Source organism: Moorena sp. SIO4E2, assembly GCF_010671945.1.
GTDB lineage: Bacteria > Cyanobacteriota > Cyanobacteriia > Cyanobacteriales > Coleofasciculaceae > Moorena > Moorena producens.
This window is the reverse complement of sequence record NZ_JAAHIE010001133.1, coordinates 1-1,638: the sequence shown is the minus strand read 5'-3', so window position 1 is coordinate 1,638 and position 1,638 is coordinate 1. Positions and strand designations below refer to the sequence as shown.

The window sequence follows — 1,638 nt, the reverse complement described above, 5'->3', positions numbered from 1 at the left end:
GATAGGTGACTGATTCTTCCATAACTTCCTCCCTTAACAATCGACGAACTAATTCTTGATCAAACCGCAAACCAGCCAGTACATCCACACAAGCTGCTAGGTTTCCCCGTAATGGTTTTTCTTCAATGTTATCCACTTGAGCAACGACTTGCTCTAACAATCCTAGGGGCTGATTACTCCTGGCTAAAGTGGCCAAGGGTAACAAAGCCCGATTGGCTAACAGCGGTAATGGGTCTTGCTCCCACAAGCGAATTACTCTATAACTATGCCAGGTGTTAGTATCCCTAAACTCATTAGTAAATACCAGATCTGAGGTCGTAGACTTTAGAAAAATCACCACCTGGTCAATCCGACATCGGTATTTCCGTTGTAGTCTGACCCAGTAGTCCAACATCCGAAATGGTAGTGGTGGCTCAGATTGGGGTAGGGTTTGAAATTCTAGGTGCAGAATTTGGTTAGTACTTTGGAGTACACTCAGAGCATCAGCTTGAATGGGTTCAGCACTTAATTCGGTTTTAATTACCTGAATATCGCGAGGTTCTTCACCCAATACCCACTGAAAAAACTCTGATGGGTATTCTTCTGCTAAGTATTTACAGATATTATCGTAAGCCAAGGCAAATTGTTCAAATTTAATACTATCTCAGACAGCGATGCAGCGCGGTCTTGGGGGTTTCCCCCATGAGCGACTGCATCAAGACAGTGTAGTGAATCCCAGTTAAAAAATTGATCGCACCTGGATCTTGTTTATGGAGTCAAGCTATGATACCCCAGCACTAATGATTTAGATAAGATCTAAAAAAGACCTGATTAGATCAGGTCTTATCAAAATCATCTTCCCACCAAAAATCCTGGTGAACACTAACAGTTCAATGTCAGCCGTGCTCCAACCAAACCGCTAAATCCGTTGCTGTCTCAAAATTCAACAACGCTTCACTCAATTCCTCCAATCGAGTAATGGATAATCCCTCAATCTGCTGTTGGAGCACAGGGTCAATTAAACCTAACTTCAGGGTTAGTAAACGCATCACAATTAATACCGCTTCCTCCTGCTTTCCGCGCTGGAGTCCCTTTTCGACTCCCTTTTGGATAATATCTTGATAGGTGACTGATTCTTCCATAACTTCCTCCCTTAACAATCGACGAACTAAATCTTGATCAAACCGTAAACCAGCCAACACATCCACACAGGCCGCTAGGTTTCCCCGTAATGGTTTTTCTTCAATTCTATCCACTTGAGCAACCACTTGCTCTAACAATCCTAGGGGCTGATTACTCCTGGCTAAAGTGGCCAAGGGTAACAAAGCCCGATTGGCTAACAGTGGTTGAGGGTCTTGTTCCCACAGACGAATTACTCGATAACGGTGCCAGGTGTTAGTATCCCTAAACTCGTTCGTGAATACCAGATCTGAGGTTGTAGACTTGAGAAAAATCACTACCTGGTCAATCGGACATCGGTATTTCCGTTGTAGTCTGACCCAATAGTCTAACATCCGAAATGGTAGTGGTGGGTCGGATTGGGGTAGGGTTTGAAATTCTAGGTGCAGAATTTGGTTAGTACTTTGGAGTACACTCAGAGCATCAGCTTGAATGGGTTCAGCACTTAATTCGGTTTTAAGTACCTGAATATCGCGAGGA

2 protein-coding genes are annotated in these 1,638 nt (G+C 43.7%); both read right to left on the bottom strand.

Annotation, left to right across the window (positions count from 1 at the left end; translation table 11 throughout):
• Positions 1-616, bottom strand: a 616-nt coding sequence (locus F6K37_RS41485; RefSeq protein WP_287257096.1) for an RpnC/YadD family protein, incomplete at its 3' end; no start/stop codon positions are given.
• A gap of 259 nt (positions 617-875) precedes the next feature.
• The coding region (locus tag F6K37_RS41480; RefSeq protein ID WP_287257095.1) for a DUF4351 domain-containing protein at positions 876-1,638 on the bottom strand (763 nt) is incomplete at its 5' end.